Raw genomic sequence first — 18,797 nt, 5'->3', positions numbered from 1 at the left:
TTGTCGACCATGGCGACGATCTGCCTAGGCTTTTTGATCCATCGCCACCGTCGGCGCTTGCAACTCGCCATCGATACGCCTCGAAAGGCGCCATGGATTGCTGTCCCGAAGCGCCGGCGGCAGCATTTCTTCCGGGAGATTCTGAAAGCAGAACGGACGCAGGAAGCGCGTGATCGCAAGCGATCCGACGGAGGTTGAGCGAATATCTGAGGTGGCCGGGAATGGCCCCCCGTGCACCATCGCATGGGTCACTTCGACCCCCGTTGGCCAGCCGTTGACCAACAGCCGGCCCGATTTGCCAGCAAGCAATGGTACCAGCGCCTGCGCGGCCGCCATGTCGCCGTCATCCATGTGGATCGTCGCGGTCAGCTGGCCTTCCATGCCCGCAACGACGGCCGCAACCTCGGCAAGGTCGCGGCACCGGATGACGACCGCCGCGGCCCCGAACACCTCCTCGCCGATCGACGCATCCCGCGCATAGGCTTCCGCCGTCGTGTCGAACAGCGCCGGAGCGCAGCGGTTGTAGGCGGCACCGCGCATGCACACAAGGTCCATGACGCTGCGCTGCGCGCCGACGGCAAGCAGGTCGTCGACCTGACCCCCGCGGCGATCGGTCCCTATACGATCCCGACCGTCAACGGTGAGGACAATCTCGACGCGGGCAACGTCAATATGGTGACCTGCGGCGGACAGGCGACGATCCCGATGGTCGCCGCGGTCAGCCAGGTCGCGACCGTCCATTACGCCGAGATCGTCGCGTCGGTCTCGTCGCGCTCGGCGGGCCCCGGCACGCGCGCCAATATCGACGAATTCACCCGCACGACTGCCGGAGCCATCGAAAAGGTCGGCGGCGCGGCGCAGGGCAAGGCGATCATCATCCTCAACCCCGCCGAACCGCCGATGATCATGCGCGACACGGTGTTCACCCTGTCCGAAGGCGCCAACGAGGACACGATCCGCGCGTCGGTCGAGGCGATGGTGAAAAAGGTGCAGGCCTATGTGCCCGGTTACCGCCTGAAGCAGGAGGTGCAGTTCGAGCGCTTCGGCGACAACAACAAGCTCAAGATTCCCGGGCGCGGCGAGTTTACGGGCATCAAGACGATGATCCTGCTCGAGGTCGAGGGCGCGGGCGACTATCTGCCCAGCTATTCGGGCAATCTCGACATCATGACCGCCGCCGCCAAGGCGACCGGCGAACTGCTCGCGGAGCGTATCCGCGAAGGAAAGAAGGTGACCGCATGACGAAGACATTCAACGTCGAGGCGGGCGACAAGCTCTATATCCAGGACGTCACGCTGCGCGACGGGATGCACGCGATCCGCCATATGTATGGCATCGACGACGTGAAGGCGATCGCCAAGGCGCTCGACGACGCGGGGGTCGACGCGATCGAGGTCGCGCATGGCGATGGCCTCAGCGGCGCAAGCTTCAACTATGGCTTCGGCGCGCACACCGACTGGGAATGGCTGGAAGCGGTCGCTTCGGTGCTGACGAAGTCGGTGCTCACCACGCTGATCCTGCCCGGCGTCGGCATGGTCGAGGAACTCCGCCGCGCCTATGACCTCGGCGTGCGCTCGGTGCGCGTCGCGACGCATTGCACCGAGGCCGATGTGTCGAAACAGCATATCGGTATTGCGCGCGATCTTGGCATGGACGTCGCGGGCTTCCTGATGATGAGCCATATGATCGAGCCCGAGGCGCTCGCGCAGCAGGCCCAGCTGATGGAAAGCTATGGCGTCCAGTGCGTCTATGTCACCGACAGCGGCGGCGCGCTCGACATGGACGGCGTCAAGGCGCGGCTCGAAGCCTATGACCGCGTGCTGAAACCCGAAACGCAGCGCGGCATTCACGCGCACCACAACCTCTCGCTCGGCGTCGCGAACAGCATCGTCGCGGCGCAAGCCGGCGCGGTGCGCATCGACGCCTCGCTCACCGGCATGGGCGCGGGCGCGGGCAACGCGCCGCTCGAGGTGTTCATCGCCGCCGCCGACCGCAAGGGCTGGAATCATGGCTGCGACGTCAATGCGCTGATGGACGCGGCGGAGGATCTGGTGCGTCCGCTTCAGGATCGCCCGGTCCGCGTCGACCGCGAAACGCTCGCGCTCGGCTATGCCGGCGTCTATTCGAGCTTCCTGCGTCATGCCGAAAAGGCGGCCGAGACCTACGGCCTCGACACGCGCACGATCCTCGTCGAACTCGGCCGCCGCAAGATGGTCGGCGGGCAGGAAGATATGATCGTCGACGTCGCGCTCGACATGCTGAAGGCGCGCGAGACCGCCGCATGAGCGATTTCTCCGCCGCTCGCCCCTTTTCTCACGAACAGGTCGAGCGCTGGGACGGCGAAACCGATGTCGCGATCGTCGGCTTCGGCGCCGCGGGCGCCTGCGCCGCGATCGAGGCGGCCGAGGGCGGCGCCACGGTGACGCTGTTCGAGGCAGCGTCGGGCAGCGGCGGCGCCTCGGCGCTTTCGGGCGGCGAAATCTATCTCGGCGGCGGCGGCGGCACCGACGCGCAGCGCGCCGCGGGCTTTACCGACACCACCGAAGCGCTCGAAGCCTATCTGATGATGGCGGGCGGCCCCGATGCCGATGCCGCCAAGGTCGCGCTCTATGCGCGCGAAAGCCTCGGCCATCATCAATGGCTCAAGGATCAGGGGATCCCGTACAAGGGGAGCTTCCTTCCCGGCAAGATCATCGAGCCCGCCGAAGACGACACGCTGATCTGGTCAGGCAGCGAGGCGGCCTGGCCCTTTTCCGAGGCCGCGATGCCCGCGCCGCGCGGGCACACGATCCAGTTCATGGGCTGGGGCGGCGGGCGCATGCTAATGGACATATTCGAGGCGCGAGTTCGCGCGAGCGGCGTCGATGTCCGCTGCGACGCGCGCGTGCTGTCGCTGATCGCCGACGCCGGCGGCCAGGTTACCGGGCTCGTCGTGCGCATCGACGGCACCCCGCAATTCATCCGCGCCCGCCGCGGCGTCATCCTCGCCACCGGCGGGTTCTGCATGAATCAGGACATGCTCCGCCGCTATACGCCGCAGACGCTGCGCCTCGCGAACCCCATCGGCGAAAACGACAATGGTTCGGGCATAATGATGGGCATGGGCGCCGGCGGCGACGCGATCCATATGGACGAATTTTTCACCACCTGCCCGTGGATCATTCCCGAAAGCCTGGTGATGGGCATTTTCGTCAACGAACGCGGGCAGCGCTTCATCAACGAGGACTGCTATCACGGGCGCGTCAGCCGAACGATGCTCGACCAGCCAGGCGACCGCGTCTTCCTCCTCGTCGACAATGCGATTTTCGCGCGGCCGCTCGACCTCGCGCGGATCGAGATTGCCGCGGTGGGCGACAGCTGGGAGGAGGTCGAACGCGAGCTCGGCCTGCCCGAAAACACGCTGGCGCCGACCGTCCACACCTTCAATCGCTATGCCGCCGAAGGTCATGACCCGATCTTCAACAAGGCGCCTCAATGGTTGAAGGTGTTGAACGAAGGGCCTTTCGCGGCGCTGGAACTCAACATCCGCACCAGCTTCTTTTCCTTCTTCACGCTGGGCGGCCTCAACACCCGCCCGTCGGGCGAGGTGCTCGATCGCGCCGGCCAGATCGTTCCCGGCCTCTATGCCGCCGGCCGCGCCACGTCGGGCCTGCCGCGCTGGGGGCATGGCTATAGCTCGGGTCTCAGCCTCGCCGACTGCACCTTTTTCGGGCGCATGGCGGGGCGGGCCGCTGCGTCGGTTTGAAGCAAGATCGCGAACCTTCCCCCTCAATGGGGGAAGGATATGGAGCCTTATCGCGAAGCGATTAGGCGCAGTTGGATGGGGGTGACGCTGCGCCCTCGCACCGTCAGCTTCAGGCCGACACCGTACCCCCACCGCTGCGACTAGCGAACAAGTTCGCAAGTCTCGCTGCCTCCCCCATCAAGGGGGAGGGCCGAACTTTCCTAATACACCACTGCGGGGTTCGGCTCGCGCGGGCTGCCGAGCATCTCGCGGTGCGAGGGCGGCATCTTGCCGCGATCGGTGATGCCATAGCGTCCAGCGATCTCGGCGCCGATGACCGTGTGCCCCGACAGCTCGTCGCCCTTGGGGTCGGTGGCGATCGCGTGGATGATATGCCCGGTGAACTGCGGCATCTCGGCCATCGCCATGAAGCCTTCATATTGCTCCTTGTGGACTTCGGCCGCGCCCAGCGCCCGTTCGGTGATCTGCGGCCCCAGCCAGATCGAGACGGTACGGACGCCATGCGGCCTGAAATCGACCGCCATATCGTGCGCGAACTTGTCGACGCCCGCCTTTTGCGCGCCATAGGCCGCGCCGTGCATGTAGCAGCTCGCGCCGAAGGAAGAGGTGAAGGCGATCAGCCCCGATTTCTGCTCGACCATGACCTTTGCGGCGTGCCAGCTCGCGACATAGGCCGAGCGCAGTCCGACGTTGAGAATCTCCACCGCCGCAAGCTCCTTTTCCCAGAAAGGCGCCTGCGTGATGAGCTGGTGATGGATATAGGTGGCGTTGTTCACGAGGATGTCGAGCCGCCCCGATTCCTTCCGCACCCGTTCGAAAAGCGCCGCGACCTGCGTATCGTCGGCGTGGTCGCAGGCGACCGCGATGCCCTTGCCGCCCGCAGCGGTCACCGCCTCGGCGGTTTCGTGGATGGTCCCCGCGAGCGGGGCGCCGTCCCACCCCGTCGCGTCGCTGCGATCGCTGCTGCGGCCGGTGACATAGACGGTCATCCCCTTTTCGCCGAGACCGATCGCAATGCCCTTGCCCGCGCCGCGGCTGGCGCCCGTCACGACGGCGATTGCCGGATTTGTCATGTCACTCTCCCGATTGCCAATGCCCACGACTGACTCCGCCTTCAGGCGGCAACCTCGGCCTTCACCATTTCGAAATCGTCGAAGTCGGGCTTCGCCATCACATCGGCGAAATGGCCGTAGCTCCACGGCCAGGTCATCGGCACGCCGTCCTTGCCGAGATACCAGCTCGAGCAGCCCGAGGCGAAGATCGTGCCTTTGGCAGCCTCGGTCCGCGCCTCGTCGTAGCGCGCCATCGCATCGGGCGTGACGCAGATTTCGGCGCATTCGCCGCTCGTCACCTTGTCGAGCAATTGTTCGATATAGCCCCACTGGCGCTCGGCGACGTCGATCAGCGAGAAATTGCCGACCGGCCCCGTCGGCCCGTTGAGGAAAAAGAAGTTCGGGAAATCGGGTAGCGAGATCGCGTTGTACGCGGTCGTATGTTTCGCCCACATGTCGTCGAGCGACGCGCCGCCGCGTCCGGTCACGACCGCAGGGCGGATGAAGCGGTCGGCGTGGAAGCCCGTCGCCAAGATGATGAGGTCGAGTTCGTGGAGCACCCCGTCGCTCGTGCGGATACCCTGCGGCTCGATCCGCTCGATCCCCTCGATTACGATGTCGACGTCATGCTGCTGGACGACCTGATAATAGTCGGGCGAGAAGATCAGCCGCTTGCACGCCGCGCGATAGTTCGGGCGCAGCCGTTCGCGTAGCACCGGGTCAGCAACCCCCTGCTCCAGATTGTCACGCACGATCGTCTCGATGATGTGCATCTCTTCGCTGTCGGGCTTGATGATCCCCGCGGTGAAACGCAGCACATTCGCCTGATAGTCGGGATCGTAGCGAACCGCGTCGATCAATGCCGGGTCGCGGCGGAACGCTTCGCGCTGCTCCTCGGTATAGGGCGTGTTCGGCATCGGCATGATCCATTGCGGCGAGCGCTGGAAATGGCCGAGCTTGCTCGCGCGCCCAGCGAGCGCCGAGACGAGCTGGACGCCGGTCGAGCCGCTGCCGACGACGCCGATGCGCTTGCCGTCGAGCGCGATCGTATCGTCCCAGCGCGCGCTGTGCGCAACGGTGCCGGCAAAGCTGTCCAGCCCCTCGATCTCGGGCATGCGCGGATGATGGAGGACGCCGGTCGCGGTGATGACGACATCGGCCTCGACGGTCATCCCCGTCTTGGTCGTGATGGTCCACACACTGTCGGCATAAGTGCAGCTATCGACCTCCTGCCCGAAATGCGCGATCTCGCGCAGGCCGAAACGGTCGGTCACATCCTCGAAATAGTCCTGGATTTCGGGGCCCGGCGCCAGATAACTGCTCCATTCGGCATTGGGCGCGAAGCTGTAGGTATAGGCGTGCGCTGGAACGTCGCAGTTGAGCCCCGGATAGCGATTCTCGCGCCAGGTTCCGCCGATCGTATGCGCCTTTTCCAGCAATATGACGTTGCGGCATCCCGCCTCGCGCAGCCGGATGCTCGCCAATATCCCCGACATGCCCGCCCCGATGACGACATATCGCAAATCCAGATTGCGCTGCACTATCCCACTCCATTTTTCACTTGCTCTTACGCCACTCCCTACGTTTGCCATGCGGCGCCCACATCACTCAAACGGACGAGATCGGCAGTGGAGGAGCAACGCCGCCGGTTAGGATCGGCCTAGGGCTATGGTTGCAATGCAGCATGTCATCTGGCGCGCGAAGACGGGTACGGTCCTGGGCTTGACATAGATTGCTGTCAGCGCCCGGCGAAGATCGCGCGCGGGATCGAAACGCAGGCGTTGTCTAGAAATTGGAGCGGGTAGCGGGAATCGAACCCGCCTAGCTAGCTTGGAAGGCTAGAGCATTACCACTATGCTATACCCGCTCACCAAGGTCGGCGGCGATTGCCAGCTTGCCCCCTCCCCGTCAAGCCCGGCGTCAAGGCCAACGCCAAGCGCATCATTGAGAACATCGTGGCAACATGCTAGGGTGAGCGGGTGGAAGACGCCGCAGAACCCGCCCCCGACGCGCCGCCGGACGCTCCCGTCCGCAAGATCATCCATGTCGATATGGATGCCTTTTACGCGTCGGTGGAACAGCGCGACGACCCGTCGCTGCGCGGCAAGCCGGTCGCGGTCGGCGGCGCGTCACGGCGTGGGGTGGTCGCCGCCGCCAGCTATGAGGCGCGCAAGTTCGGTGTCCGGTCGGCGATGCCCAGCATCACCGCCAAGCGCCAATGCCCCGACCTGATCTTCGTGCCGCCGCGCTTCGACGTCTATCGCGACATCTCGCACCAGATCCGCGCGATCTTCAGCGACTACGCCGACGAGGTCGAGCCGCTGTCGCTCGACGAAGCCTATCTCGACGTCACCGCCGACAAGGCAGGACTGGGCAGCGCGACAGCCGCCGCGAAAGCGATCCGCCGCCGCATCCGCGACGAAACCGGTCTCACCGCTTCGGCGGGTGTGTCGTACAACAAGTTCATCGCCAAGCTGGCGTCGGATCAGAACAAGCCCGACGGGCTGACCGTCATCCCGCCGGGCAAGGGCGCGGCGTTCGTCCAGACGTTGTCGATCCGCCGCTTTCACGGCATCGGCCCGGTGACCGCGGCGAAGATGGAGGGGCTCGGGGTGTTTTCGGGCGCCGATCTGGCAGGCAAAGACCCCGTCTGGCTCGCCGAAAACTTCGGCAACAGCGCCGAATGGCTCTACAACCTGGCGCGCGGTATCGACCATCGGCGGGTCAAGTCGAACCGGCCGCTGAAATCGCTGGGCGGCGAGCGGACCTTTTTCAACGACCTCACCACCGACACCGAAATCCGCGAGGCGCTCGCGCATGTCTGCACCGTGGTGTGGGACCGCGCCGCCAAAAGGGGCGCGCGCGGGCGGACGGTGACGCTCAAGCTGCGCTACGCCGATTTCAAGACGATCACGCGCGCGAAATCGGTGGCGGCGCCGATCCTCGACGGCGCCGCGCTGCTGGCGGCGGGCGAGGCAATTTTGGCACCGCTGCTGCCGACCGAACAGGGAATCCGGTTGCTCGGGCTGACGCTCAGCAAGTTCGAGGGGGAGGAGGATGAGGCGGATGGGGCCGATGTGGCCGATGTGGCCGCGAACGACCTGCTGAGTCTCATCTAACGCCGCATTTTTGGTTCGCACAAAGCCACGAAGCCACAAAGATACTATCCACCCGTTCGCCCTGAGCTTGTCGAAGGGCCGTTCTTTCTTGCGACGTCAAAGGAAGAACGGTGCTTCGACGAGCTCAGCACAATCGGATTTGGGTTGAATCTTTGTGGCTTCGTGGCCTTGTGCGAAAAATAATCCTACTCCGCCAAAGCCCCCAACCGCCGTTCCTTGGTCGCCGTAAACCGGATATCCGGATTGCGCTGGGTGATATAGCCCACTTCCCACCCGTCCTTCGCCATGAACACCGGAGCGCCGTCGCGGTCGGTCGCGCTGGCGCCGCGATGTTCGGACTGGAACGTCTTGAGCTTCGCGGCGTCGTCGCTGGCAATCCAGCGCGCGGTTTCCCATGGCGACTGCTCCAGCTTCGCCTCGACCTTATATTCGGCGTCGAGGCGGCTGATCAGCACTTCGAGCTGCAATTGCCCGACGACCCCGACGATCATGTTCGCGCCGATTTCGGGATAGAAGACCTGGATGATCCCCTCCTCGGCCATGTCGTCGAGCGCTTTGCGCAATTTCTTCGTCTGGGTCGGGTCGACCAGCGCGACGCGGCGCAGCAATTCGGGAGCGAAATTGGGCAGCCCGGTGATCGTGATGTCAGTGCGTTCGGACAAGGTATCGCCGACGCGCAGCGTGCCATGGTTCGGGATGCCGATGATGTCGCCCGGAAAGGCTTCCTCGGCCATTTCGCGGTCCTGCGCCAGGAACAGCATCGGGCGGCTGATCGCGATCGCCTTGCCCGTCCCCCCCTGCATCAGCCGCATCCCCCGCTCGAACTTGCCCGAACACAGCCGCATGAACGCGATGCGGTCGCGGTGCGCAGGGTTCATGTTCGCCTGCACCTTGAACACGAAACCGGTGACCGCGTCGTCGGTCGGATCGACCGGCGCCGGTTCGGCGGGCTGCGGCTGCGGGCCGGGCGCATGGTTTGCGAGCGCCGACAGCAGGTCGATGACCCCGAATTCTTTCAGCGCCGAGCCGAAATAGACCGGGGTCAGGTCGCCATTTCGATACGCCGCCGCATCGAAATCGGCATAGCAGGCCGACGCCAGCTCGGTTTCTTCCTTCAAATGCGCGAGCGCACCGGCGCTAAGCTCGGCCGCCAGCGCCGGATCGCCGAGCCCCGCCACCTTGGCGCGGTGGCCCTCATACATCCGCGACGCATCGCCGCCGGGTTTCATGATCGCCGGATCGACCAGATCGTAAATCCCCTCGAACTGCCCGCCCATGCCCGCGGGCCAATTCATCGGGCAGACGTCGAGCGCCAGCCGATCGGCAACCTCGTCAAGCAATTCGAACGGCGGCAGCCCTTCGCGGTCGACCTTGTTGATAAAGGTGATGATCGGCACCGAACGCAGGCGGCACACCTCGAACAGCTTCAGCGTCTGCGGCTCGATGCCCTTCGCGGCATCGATCACCATCACCGCGCTGTCGACCGCGGTCAGGGTGCGATAGGTATCCTCGCTGAAATCCTCGTGCCCCGGGGTGTCGAGCAGGTTGAAGACCAGCCCGGCATGTTCGAACGTCATCACCGACGAGGTGACCGAAATCCCGCGCTGCTGCTCGATCTTCATCCAGTCGGACCGCGCGCGCCGCGCCTGCCCGCGCGCCTTGACCTCACCCGCGATATGGATCGCGCCGCCCGCGACGAGCAATTTCTCGGTCAGCGTCGTCTTGCCCGCGTCGGGGTGCGAAATGATGGCGAAGGTGCGGCGGTCGGGATGGGGAGCAATCATCGCGCGCGCCTAGCAGGGGGGCGGTGATGTGGGAAGGGGGTGGTGGGGTGGCGACGTCAGCATAGATGGCATCTGAGGTTCATGTTTCCGCTCGACACGAACGGAACTGGAAACAGACGCCCATGCCCCCCCTTCCCCCTTGCCATCGCCCGCCAAATGAGTCACAACTTTACGTGAACGTAAAGGTAAAGACGCGAGAGGATTTCTTCCCCATGACCGACATCCCCACCTTCGACACGATCAAACTCGAAATCGCCGACAATGTCGCGACGATCACGCTCAATCGCCCCGATCGGCTCAATTCGATGCCGCCGGCGATGGCCGACGATATTCGTGAGGCGCTCGATCATTTGCCGGGCCTTGGCGCGCGCGCGTTGCTGATCACAGGCGAGGGGCGCGGTTTCTGTTCGGGCGCCGACCTGGCGGGCGACCGGTCGGCGGGCGGCGCGGTCAGCGGCGGCGCGCGCAGCCGCAATGCGCTGCGCGGGCATTATAACCCGATGCTGCTCGCGCTCGCGAACCTCGACATTCCGGTGGTCGTCGCGGTCAATGGCCCCGCGGCGGGCGTCGGGTGCAGCTTTGCGCTGTCGGGCGACTTCACCATCGCGGGCAAGAGCGCCTATTTCCTCCAGGCTTTCGTCAATATCGGCCTCGTTCCCGACGGCGGCTCTTCGTGGCTGCTGCCGCGCCTGGTCGGCGTACCGCGCGCGCTGCAGATGATGATGCTCGGCGAGAAGATTTCGGCCGATCAGGCGGCCGACTGGGGCATGATTTACAAGAGCGTCGAGGATGCCGACTTGCTCGCCGAGGCGAAGGCGCTCGCCGGCCGCCTCGCGAACGGCCCGACGATCGCGCTTGGGACTATGCGCAAGGTGCTGCGCGACGGGCTGACGCAGGATTTCGCGACGACGCTCGACGCCGAAGCCAAGGGCCAGTTCATCGCGGGCGGCACCGCCGACGCGATGGAAGGCATCATGGCGTTCCAGCAGAAGCGCAAGACCGAGTTCAAGGGGAAGTAGGCCGCGACCAGCTTTGTTCGTCATCCCGGCGAAGGCCGGGATCTCGCCGGTGCGTGAACCCGATAGGGTGGGATCCCGGCCTTCGCCGGGATGACAATCGAGGGTAGATGACCGTTGCGGGTAGAGGCTTACTCGGCCGCTTCCTCGACCATCACCTTTTTGTAGATACTGTTCTTCGGATAGCCGCAGACCCGCATCACCATCGGCTCGAAAAACGCCAGCGGTTCGCTGGCGTAGTCGGGATCGAATGCCGGCGCGTCATATTTTTCGCAGAATTCCGCGCATGCCGCATAATGCGTGCTATCCTTGAACTGGTCGCGCATGTCGCGGTCGAGGCCGATGTAGTGGAAGAAATAATGGCCCTGGAAAATCCCGTGGTGCTGGACGATCCACAGATTTTCCTCTGACAGGAACGGCTTCAGGATCGCCGCCGCGACGTCGGGATGGTTGAACGCGCCCAGCGTGTCGCCGATGTCGTGGAGCAACGCCATCACCACATATTCCTCGTCGCGGCCATCGCGGTGCGCGCGGGTAGCGGTTTGCAGGCAATGCTCGAGCCGATCGACCGGGAACCCGCCATAATCGCCGCCGAGCAGCTTGAGGTGATCGAGGATGCGCTTGCCATTCTGCGGCGCGAATTCCTTTTGTTCGCGCGCGATGATGTCCCAATCTTCCTGCGTTCCGTCGATCATCGAGCGGAAGGTCGCATGGTCGTGCGTCATCTCGTTCATGGCAGCCTCTCCTGTCTTTGAGGCCAGCCTATCCTATTCGTTGTTATTTGCAACGTTGTACGATTTGACCTCGGCCTGCGTCAGGCAGCGCCGCGTCGACTTGTCCTCGGCGTTCGCCAGTGCCTTCTGCTGATACATCACCTCGGTCAGCAATTTGCGCGACACCCCCATGCGGATCAGAAAATCATTGTCTTCGCTGGCCAGCAGCGCGGCGTCCTGTTCGATGTCGCCGATCAGCTCGCGCGTCGCGTCGGTGCCCATCGCGACGCTCATGTCGATCGTGCTGCGGTCGCCGGTGCGCGTGAACATATGGACGATGAACAGCCCGCCCGGATCAATGACCCGCGGCTGCCCGCCCATGAAGATGAAATTGCACGCGCTGAAACAGGCCCAGCCCGCCGGGATGCGCGTCACCAGGCCAAAGTTCGAGCGGATGATCCGCCCCGCCGCATTGCCCGCGCGCGCATCGCCGCCCTGCGAACGCAGCCACACTTCGCCGACGTCGGGATTGGCGGCCAGCGCGGCTTTCAACCGGTCGGGCAGCCCGGCGTCGATCCGCCCCTCGGCCAGCAGCACCTTGGCGCCGCCCTTGACCACCGGGGTCAGTTTCATCGTTGTATTGGCCGACCAGTCGGGGGTTAGCGGGCAGGTCGGGTTGGCCGGGTCCATCTTGACCTTCGCAGCGCCGGTCAGGCATGCGAGCAGCCCCGCCGCCAGCGCGATCCGGCCGATCTTACGCGGCAAGGACATAACGTGCCTGGCCCGGTCCTTTGCACATCCGCTTGGATACGCGGGTTTCCTCGCCCTCGACGATTATGATGTCGGTGACATTCATGCACTGGGTGCCGTCGGCCAGCTCGTTCCTGGCCGCGACGGTCGACGATCCGCTGACATTCTCGCGCGTCGCGCTGGTCCAGTTCGATGTCGCGCCGACCGCTTCGCCGCGCGTGACCTCTTCGGTCGCCGCCGCTGCCTGCACCTGCTCGGCGGGATCGAGCCGACACGCGATCGCGTCGGTCAGCGTGCCGCTGACCTCTCCGATCGGCACATAGCTGTACACCCCCGCCTTGCTCGCCGCATCGCCGACCGCATCGTTCAGCACATTGCCCAGGATGTTACGCCCGATGCTGCTGCCCTTCTTGCCCTTCGGACAGCCGCCATTACCCTCTTCGCTCGGTTTCGGGGCCGGGGTCGTCACCTTGCGCAACAGTCCGCCGAACTGCGCCTGCGCGGGGGTCACCGCGAGCATGCACGCCGCCAGCACCGCCGGAGCCGCCAGAAATTTACGCACCATCCACTTTACCCCCAAATCATCGCCACAAACAGCATCTTGGCGGCACTGATACGCGCCGTTCATGCCACCCGCTGTGATTTTCATCAACTCTTGGCGAAATCTCATCCAGACAGGTTGAATTAAGCCTGAATATGTCACAGTAACCCGCCATGCTTTCGCAAAAGACCCGTTATACGATCCGCGCGTTCCAGCATCTTGCCGATCATTGGGGCAAGGGGCAGGTCCAGCTGGCGGATATTGCGGAGGCGCAGAATATTCCGCCCAAATTCCTGACCGTGATCCTGTCCGAAATGGCGCGCGAAGGCCTGCTGATTTCGCAGCGCGGACGCGACGGCGGCTATCAGCTCGCCCTTCCCCCGATCGACATCAGCTATGGCGACCTCGTCCGCCTGACCCGCGGTTCGCTCGCGCTGGTCCCCTGCGCGGCGCGCAACGCGCACGAACATTGCAAAAATTGCCTGCCCGAATCCGAATGCCGCCTGCGCAGCCTGATGCTGAAAGTCCGCGACGACACCGCGTCGATCCTCGACCGCATCACCCTGGCCGACCCGATCGCGCTGGAACCGCTGTTTGATGAGGTTGCGGGGTAAAAACGCCCGCGATCGGACGTCACGACCGGATTCGAGCGGAAGTGGACCTTATCCCCTCCTCTTCAGAGGAGGGGTAGCGAGACTTACGAACTTGTTCGTTAGTCGCAGCGGGGTGGTCATCGAGGCTGGGCGTGATGGCGCGATGACCACCCCGCTCGACTAAAGGCCCGGCTGCGCCGGACCAAGTCTTGCTGCCCCTCCTCTAAAGAGGAGGGGATAGGCAGCGCCCGCCTCCCACCCCAAAGCGGCAATCGACATGGCCAACCCGCGGCACCCCGCAACCAACAAAAAAGGCCCGCTTTCGCGGACCTTTTTGAAGAAGTGGTGGAGCCTAGCGGGATCGAACCGCTGACCTCCTGCATGCCATGCAGGCGCTCTCCCAGCTGAGCTAAGGCCCCACATCTTCGTTTGATCGCCCTACCATTGCGGCTGCTGCGATCGGGTTGCCGCCTTTAACAGTGCGGGCGGGCGATGCAAGGGGCCAAATGCAACTTTCGATGCCTTTTGGACCCTGCACCCGAAAAATCAGGTTTCGACGTCGTCGTCGTCCGCCGTCGCCACACCCAGATCGTCGTCGCCGCCCAGGTCGACGTCGTTGTCGGGCGAATCATTGTCCTCGTCGACATCGACGTCCAGATCCAGATCCTCATCGACGACGACCTCTTCCTTCGCGGCCTTGCCGGGCTTTTCGACCTCGAACGGCATCGGCTGCTTCGATTTCAGCACCGATTCCGGAATCCAGTTGTAACCGCAGCTGATGCAGTTGACCGGGTCATCCTTGGTCAAATCATAGAATCGGGTGGCGCATTTCGGGCAGCTGCGTTTCGTGCCCCATTCAGCCTTGATCATAAATGCCTCGTAACCTTCTGGAAACAGTATCAGAATATTGGAAGAGCGACGGTGTCTGAATAGCTATCCGTCAAATCGGCGTGCGCCTTGCCAGATTGTAAGGGCGCTGTCAAAAGCCGCTCGCCATGATCGATCAAACCGCCACCCCGCGCAGCTTTTCCACCTCCGTCCCGCTCCAGGGCCGGATCGCGATTCCAGGCGACAAAAGCATCTCGCATCGCTCGCTGATGTTGTCGGCGCTGGCGGTCGGGACAAGCCGCGTTACCGGCCTGCTCGAAGGCCATGACGTGCTGGCAACGGCTGCCGCGATGCGGGCGATGGGTGCCAGCATCGAACGCCGCCCCGACAGCGAATGGGTGATCGACGGCGTCGGCGTCGGCGGGCTGCTCCAGCCGCGCGAAGCGCTCGACATGGGCAACAGCGGCACCTCGACCCGGCTGCTGATGGGCCTGGTCGCCAGCCACCCGATCACCGCGACCTTCATCGGCGACGCCAGCCTGTCGGGCCGCCCGATGGGCCGCGTCATCGACCCCTTGTCGCAAATGGGCGCCGACATCTCCGCCTCGCCCGGCGGCCGCCTGCCGTTGATGGTGCGCGGCCTCGCCCCCGCCGTCCCCCTCGCCTACCGCCTGCCCGTCGCCTCGGCGCAGGTAAAAAGCGCGGTGCTGCTCGCCGGGCTCAACACCCCCGGGATCACAGAAGTCATCGAACCCGTCCCCACCCGCGACCATAGCGAACGGATGCTGCGCGGCTTCGGCGCCGACCTGTCCGTCGAATTGGGTGCCGACGGCACCCGCCACATTCGCATCACTGGCGAAGCCGAGCTCAAACCGCAGACGATTATCGTTCCCGGCGATCCGTCGTCGGCGGCGTTTTTCATCGTCGCGGCGCTGCTCGTCCCCGGTTCGGACATCACGATCGCCAATGTCGGACTGAACCCGACGCGCGCCGGGCTGATCGACGTGCTGCGCCAGATGGGCGGCGCCATCGAACTGATCGATCCGCGCGACGTCGGCGGCGAGCCCGTCGCGGACCTCCGCGTCCGCCACAGCGCGCTCACCGGTATCGATGTCGATCCCGCGGTCGCGCCCAGCATGATCGACGAATTCCCGATCCTGTTCGTCGCCGCGGCCCTGGCACAGGGCCGCACGACAACCACCGGCCTCGACGAACTGCGCGTCAAGGAAAGCGACCGCCTCGCGGTGATGGCGACCGGCCTCAAGGCGATCGGAGCGCGCGTCAGCGAAAGCGAGGACGGGCTGGTCATCGACGGCACCGGCGGCGATCCGCTGCCCGGCGGCGCAACGATCGCCGGCCATCTCGACCACCGCATCTGCATGAGCTTTGCCATTGCCGGACTTGTCACCGGGTCACCGGTGACGATTGACGACATGGCCCCGGTGGCGACAAGCTTTCCCAACTTTGAGAGCCTGTTGGGAGAATTGCAGTCATGACGATCCATCGCAAAGCTGCCGCATCGGCGCTGGCCATCGCCGCGCTGCTGATCAGTGCCGTCGGCGCGCATGGCAAGCCCGCCATCGCCGATCCCTTGGTGCGCGCCGATACCAGCTTTTCGCGCTTCGCGCTGAATCAAGTGACCGATCCGAAAGTAATCGGGCGGTTGGTCAACGAACAGGATTGCACGGAAACTGCGATAGATTGCGAATGGCAGGACAGCGCCGGTGTCCGCCACATCATTTTCGGTGAGGCCGTCGCCATCAAAATTATCAACGCGGCCGAAGTTGGCAACCGCGACATTGCCGCGCTGAATATCGGTACCGCCCGCGCGCGGCCCGAGGTCATGGCGCGCGTCCGCGCCTTCCTGCCCGAAATCGCGATCGACTGCCTCGAACCCGGCCAGGCCGGCGAAGGCGACGGCATCTCGTCGTGCGGCGGGTCGTTCAAGCCCGACGGCTGGATCAAATTGCTGTTCGGTCCCGACAACCGGCTGACATTCGTGCGCATCGACGCATTTCAGGGCAACTGATGATTATCGCCGTCGACGGCCCGACCGCATCGGGCAAAGGAACCATCGCCCGCGCGCTCGCCGAACATTTCCGCCTGCCCGTGCTCGACACCGGGCTGCTCTATCGCGCCGTCGGTTACCAGACCCAGCTCGACCATGGCGATGCCGACAATGCCGCCGACGCGCTCGCCGCGTGCGATTTCCCGGCCAGCCTGCTCGATGATCCCGCGCTCCGCTACGAAACCACCGGCGGCCTCGCCAGCCGGGTGTCGGTGCACCCGCAGGTGCGCGCCGCGCTGTTGCAGCGCCAGGTCGATTTCGCGGCGCAGCCCGGCGGCGCGATCCTCGACGGGCGCGACATCGGCACCGTCATCGCGCCGCACGCCAACGCCAAGCTGTTCGTTACCGCCAGCGCCGAGGTGCGCGCGCGCCGCCGCCATGCCGAGATGCTGTCGCGCGGCGTCGATGTGACTTATGACGCGGTGCTGGCGGACGTTCACGCCCGCGATGCGCGCGACACCGGGCGCGCCGACGCGCCGCTGCGGCGCGCGCCCGACGCGATGCTGCTCGACAACAGCGACATGCCGCGCGAGGCGGCGATTGCAGCGGCGATCGCCTTTGTCGAAGCGCGCGTACAGGGCCGCGGCTAAACGGGCTTTCGACCTTGCCTTTGCGGGGTTTGCGGACTATAGGCGCCCCGTCCGACGGGCCATACAGCCGGTCGAGGCATGGACAACCGCCGCCCGAACCGGGCGTCGGGCGTGACGGGCCTGCCCCGCCGCGCCCTTTTTGCTTTGCCCCTGCCCCGTCCGTCCTGGTCCGAAGGATGTTCCGCATCGCATCCGGCGTGTGGGACATATCGGCCACAAGACCAGCGGAACCAACCGCTTGGCCGGAACAAATGAAGTAAGGAACTATCTCTATGGCCACTACGGCTTTCCCGACGCGCGACGATTTCGCCGCGATGCTCGACGAATCGCTGGGTGGTGCCGACGGCGGCTTTGAAGGCCGTGTCGTCAAGGGCACCGTGACCGCGATCGAAAACGACCTGGCAGTGATCGACATCGGCCTGAAGAGCGAAGGCCGCGTGCCGCTTCGCGAATTCGCCATGCCGGGCCAAAAGGCCGACATCAATGTCGGTGACGAAGTCGAAGTCTATGTCGACCGCGTCGAAAACGCCAATGGCGAAACCATGCTGTCCCGCGATCGCGCCCGCCGCGAAGCCGCCTGGGACCGCCTGGAAGAAGAATTCAACAAGGAAGCCCGCGTCGAAGGCGTCATCTTTGGCCGCGTCAAGGGCGGCTTCACCGTCGACCTCGGCGGCGCCGTGGCGTTCCTGCCCGGTTCGCAGGTCGATATCCGCCCGGTGCGCGACGTCGGCCCGCTGATGGACCTGCCGCAGCCGTTCCAGATCCTCAAGATGGATCGCCGCCGCGGCAACATCGTCGTGTCGCGCCGCGCCATCCTCGAAGAAACGCGCGCCGAACAGCGCTCGGGCCTGATCCTCAACCTCGAAGAAGGCCAGATCATCGAAGGCGCGGTCAAGAACATCACCGATTATGGTGCGTTCGTCGACCTCGGCGGCATCGACGGCCTGCTCCATGTCACCGACATGAGCTACAAGCGCGTCAATCACCCGAGCGAAGTCATCAACATCGGTGACACCGTCCGCGTCCAGATCATCCGCATCAACCGCGACACGCAGCGCATCAGCCTCGGCATGAAGCAGCTCGAAAGCGATCCGTGGGAAGGCGTCGCCGCCAAGTACCCCGTCGGTGCGAAGCTGTCGGGTACGGTCACGAACATCACCGATTACGGTGCGTTCGTCGAACTCGAAGCCGGCATCGAAGGCCTGGTCCACGTCAGCGAAATGTCGTGGGTCAAGAAGAACGTCCACCCCGGCAAGATCGTTTCGACCAGCCAGGAAGTCGACGTCATCGTCCTCGAAGTCGACAGCGACAAGCGCCGCATCTCGCTCGGCCTCAAGCAGGCCCAGTCGAACCCGTGGGGCGCATTCGCCGAAACCCACCCGGTCGGCTCGGTCGTCGAAGGCGAAGTCAAGAACGCGACCGAATTCGGCCTGTTCGTCGGCCTGCCGGGTGACGTCGACGGCATGGTTCACATGTCGGACATCGCGTGGGGCATCTCGGGCGAAGAAGCGCTGCACCTCCACCGCAAGGGCGAGGCCGTGCAGGTCGTCGTTCTCGACGTCGACGTCGAGAAGGAACGCATCAGCCTCGGCATCAAGCAGCTTGAAAAGGGCGCTCCGGCCGTTGGCGGCGGTGCCGCTGCTGCGGGTTCGGTGAAGAAGAACGACGTCGTCACCGTCACCGTCCTCGAAGTCCGCGACAACGGCCTCGAAGTCCAGGCTGGCGACGATGGCGCCACTGGCTTCATCAAGCGCGCCGACCTTGGCCGCGACCGCGACGAACAGCGCGCCGAACGCTACCAGGTCGGTCAGAAGTTCGATGCGATGGTCATCGGCTTCGATCGTTCGAAAAAGCCGAACTTCTCGGTCAAGGCGATGCAGATCGCCGAAGAGAAGCAGGCCGTGGCTCAGTACGGTTCGTCGGACTCGGGCGCATCGCTCGGCGACATCCTCGGCGAAGCATTGAAAGCCGGCAAGAAAGATTAATTTCAAACTTGCA

The 18,797-nt window shown here is 64.7% G+C and carries 18 protein-coding genes and 2 tRNA genes; 10 read left to right on the top strand and 10 right to left on the bottom strand.

Annotated features, from left to right (window positions below; genetic code table 11):
* Positions 1–24: 24 nt before the first annotated feature.
* Positions 25–381, bottom strand: coding sequence for a hypothetical protein (locus ACTIFP_RS07635; RefSeq protein WP_439568112.1), 357 nt, complete (start codon positions 379–381; stop codon positions 25–27).
* Here ACTIFP_RS07635 and ACTIFP_RS07630 point away from each other — a divergent pair.
* From ACTIFP_RS07630 to ACTIFP_RS07620, 3 genes are read left to right on the top strand one after another with little or no spacing between them, the layout of a single operon-like run.
* A complete protein-coding gene (locus ACTIFP_RS07630) occupies positions 352–1,242 on the top strand; it encodes an acetaldehyde dehydrogenase (acetylating) (protein WP_439568111.1) in 891 nt (296 codons plus the stop codon). The two genes, ACTIFP_RS07635 and ACTIFP_RS07630, sit on opposite strands and share 30 nt — an antisense overlap.
* A complete protein-coding gene (gene dmpG / locus ACTIFP_RS07625) occupies positions 1,239–2,285 on the top strand; it encodes a 4-hydroxy-2-oxovalerate aldolase (protein WP_439568110.1) in 1,047 nt (348 codons plus the stop codon). Before ACTIFP_RS07630 ends, dmpG begins: the two co-directional genes overlap by 4 nt.
* Positions 2,282–3,745, top strand: a complete 1,464-nt coding sequence (locus tag ACTIFP_RS07620; RefSeq protein WP_439568109.1) for an FAD-dependent oxidoreductase — start codon at positions 2,282–2,284, stop codon at positions 3,743–3,745. The genes dmpG and ACTIFP_RS07620 overlap by 4 nt, the downstream gene beginning before the upstream one ends.
* A 200-nt stretch (positions 3,746–3,945) precedes the next feature.
* On the opposite strand, the gene ACTIFP_RS07615 is transcribed toward ACTIFP_RS07620, so the two are convergent.
* The 3 genes from ACTIFP_RS07615 to ACTIFP_RS07605 all read right to left on the bottom strand — a co-directional run bounded on the left by ACTIFP_RS07615 (position 3,946) and on the right by ACTIFP_RS07605 (position 6,664).
* A complete protein-coding gene (locus ACTIFP_RS07615; RefSeq protein ID WP_439568108.1) occupies positions 3,946–4,818 on the bottom strand; it encodes an SDR family NAD(P)-dependent oxidoreductase in 873 nt (290 codons plus the stop codon).
* A 41-nt stretch (positions 4,819–4,859) separates the two neighbouring features.
* Positions 4,860–6,338, bottom strand: a complete 1,479-nt coding sequence (locus tag ACTIFP_RS07610) for a flavin-containing monooxygenase (RefSeq protein ID WP_439568107.1) — start codon at positions 6,336–6,338, stop codon at positions 4,860–4,862.
* 252 nt (positions 6,339–6,590) lie between these two features.
* A tRNA-Gly gene (locus tag ACTIFP_RS07605) sits at positions 6,591–6,664 on the bottom strand.
* A gap of 112 nt (positions 6,665–6,776) precedes the next feature.
* Here ACTIFP_RS07605 and dinB point away from each other — a divergent pair.
* On the top strand, positions 6,777–7,916 hold the full coding sequence (gene dinB, locus ACTIFP_RS07600) for a DNA polymerase IV (protein ID WP_439568106.1): 1,140 nt from the start codon (positions 6,777–6,779) through the stop codon (positions 7,914–7,916).
* Between the two features lie 185 nt (positions 7,917–8,101).
* Here dinB and ACTIFP_RS07595 read toward each other — a convergent pair whose 3' ends face one another.
* The gene (locus ACTIFP_RS07595) at positions 8,102–9,700 is read right to left on the bottom strand and encodes a peptide chain release factor 3 (protein ID WP_439568105.1); all 1,599 of its coding nucleotides are present in this window, start codon (positions 9,698–9,700) and stop codon (positions 8,102–8,104) included.
* A gap of 212 nt (positions 9,701–9,912) precedes the next feature.
* On the opposite strand from ACTIFP_RS07595, the gene ACTIFP_RS07590 reads away from it, so the two are divergent.
* Entirely contained in the window at positions 9,913–10,719 is an 807-nt protein-coding gene (locus tag ACTIFP_RS07590; protein WP_439568104.1) for an enoyl-CoA hydratase-related protein, read from the top strand.
* A gap of 128 nt (positions 10,720–10,847) precedes the next feature.
* Here ACTIFP_RS07590 and ACTIFP_RS07585 read toward each other — a convergent pair whose 3' ends face one another.
* Genes ACTIFP_RS07585 through ACTIFP_RS07575 form a run of 3 tightly spaced genes read right to left on the bottom strand, consistent with a single transcriptional unit; the run spans position 10,848 to position 12,744 of the window.
* A complete protein-coding gene (locus tag ACTIFP_RS07585; protein ID WP_439568103.1) occupies positions 10,848–11,450 on the bottom strand; it encodes an HD domain-containing protein in 603 nt (200 codons plus the stop codon).
* Positions 11,451–11,483: 33 nt separating this feature from the next.
* Positions 11,484–12,194, bottom strand: coding sequence for a hypothetical protein (locus tag ACTIFP_RS07580; protein ID WP_439568102.1), 711 nt, complete (start codon positions 12,192–12,194; stop codon positions 11,484–11,486).
* A complete protein-coding gene (locus tag ACTIFP_RS07575) occupies positions 12,184–12,744 on the bottom strand; it encodes a hypothetical protein (RefSeq protein ID WP_439568101.1) in 561 nt (186 codons plus the stop codon). The genes ACTIFP_RS07580 and ACTIFP_RS07575 overlap by 11 nt, the downstream gene beginning before the upstream one ends.
* A 149-nt stretch (positions 12,745–12,893) precedes the next feature.
* Here ACTIFP_RS07575 and ACTIFP_RS07570 point away from each other — a divergent pair, with 149 nt between their 5' ends.
* Positions 12,894–13,334, top strand: a complete 441-nt coding sequence (locus ACTIFP_RS07570) for an RrF2 family transcriptional regulator (RefSeq protein ID WP_137753875.1) — start codon at positions 12,894–12,896, stop codon at positions 13,332–13,334.
* Positions 13,335–13,656: 322 nt separating this feature from the next.
* On the opposite strand, the gene ACTIFP_RS07565 is transcribed toward ACTIFP_RS07570, so the two are convergent.
* Together ACTIFP_RS07565 and ACTIFP_RS07560 are read right to left on the bottom strand one after the other, a co-directional pair.
* Positions 13,657–13,732, bottom strand: a tRNA-Ala gene (locus tag ACTIFP_RS07565).
* Positions 13,733–13,859: 127 nt separating this feature from the next.
* Positions 13,860–14,183 carry a TIGR02300 family protein gene (locus ACTIFP_RS07560; protein WP_439568100.1) on the bottom strand — a complete coding sequence of 108 codons (324 nt, stop codon included), beginning with the start codon at positions 14,181–14,183 and terminating at the stop codon, positions 13,860–13,862.
* Between the two features lie 125 nt (positions 14,184–14,308).
* Between ACTIFP_RS07560 and aroA the strand changes: the two genes are divergently transcribed.
* The 4 genes from aroA (at position 14,309) to rpsA (ending at position 18,784) form a co-directional block, all read left to right on the top strand.
* Positions 14,309–15,637 carry a 3-phosphoshikimate 1-carboxyvinyltransferase gene (gene aroA / locus ACTIFP_RS07555; protein ID WP_439568099.1) on the top strand — a complete coding sequence of 443 codons (1,329 nt, stop codon included), beginning with the start codon at positions 14,309–14,311 and terminating at the stop codon, positions 15,635–15,637.
* On the top strand, positions 15,634–16,170 hold the full coding sequence (locus ACTIFP_RS07550) for a hypothetical protein (protein ID WP_439568098.1): 537 nt from the start codon (positions 15,634–15,636) through the stop codon (positions 16,168–16,170). Before aroA ends, ACTIFP_RS07550 begins: the two co-directional genes overlap by 4 nt.
* Positions 16,170–16,799, top strand: coding sequence for a (d)CMP kinase (locus ACTIFP_RS07545; protein ID WP_439568097.1), 630 nt, complete (start codon positions 16,170–16,172; stop codon positions 16,797–16,799). Before ACTIFP_RS07550 ends, ACTIFP_RS07545 begins: the two co-directional genes overlap by 1 nt.
* A 272-nt stretch (positions 16,800–17,071) precedes the next feature.
* Positions 17,072–18,784, top strand: a complete 1,713-nt coding sequence (gene rpsA / locus ACTIFP_RS07540; RefSeq protein WP_439568096.1) for a 30S ribosomal protein S1 — start codon at positions 17,072–17,074, stop codon at positions 18,782–18,784.
* Positions 18,785–18,797 lie beyond the last annotated feature (13 nt).

This window comes from Sphingopyxis sp., assembly GCF_051861155.1.
Classification (GTDB): Bacteria; Pseudomonadota; Alphaproteobacteria; order Sphingomonadales; family Sphingomonadaceae; genus Sphingopyxis.
The sequence above is the reverse complement of the archived record's forward strand: the minus strand, read 5'-3'. Positions and strand labels throughout refer to the sequence as shown.